We start from the raw sequence: 373 nt of genomic DNA on the forward strand, positions 1-373 counted from the left end.
AAGAACCTTGAAAATTGAACAGGAACTAACGAGTAAGTAGAACCCTTGAACAATACTTTGAGAGTAATTCAAAGGAACAGATAGACGAAGCGAAAGCCAAGTTTGTTTGAGAGCTATTTAGGCGGCAGATTCTTAGCAGATCTGCTGTTTGGATAAACGATTTAATTAAGAGTTTGATCCTGGCTCAGGACGAACGCTGGCGGCGCGCCTAACACATGCAAGTCGAACGGAGAACGCGGGACTGAAGCCTTCGGGCGGATGGCTTGTATTCTTAGTGGCGGACGGGTGAGTAACACGTGAGCAACCTGCCTTCAAGAGGGGGATAGCACCTGGAAACGGGTGGTAATACCGCATAAGACCACAGTGTCGCATG

Annotated in this window: 1 rRNA gene; it reads left to right on the top strand. The window is 48.0% G+C overall.

Annotation, left to right across the window (positions count from 1 at the left end):
* Positions 1 to 161: 161 nt before the first annotated feature.
* Positions 162 to 373 (top strand): 16S ribosomal RNA (locus tag H9X81_RS11585); the annotation flags it as partial.

It is taken from the genome of Hydrogenoanaerobacterium saccharovorans, assembly GCF_016901815.1.
GTDB classification, from domain to species: Bacteria; Bacillota; Clostridia; order Oscillospirales; family Ruminococcaceae; genus Avimicrobium; species Avimicrobium caecorum.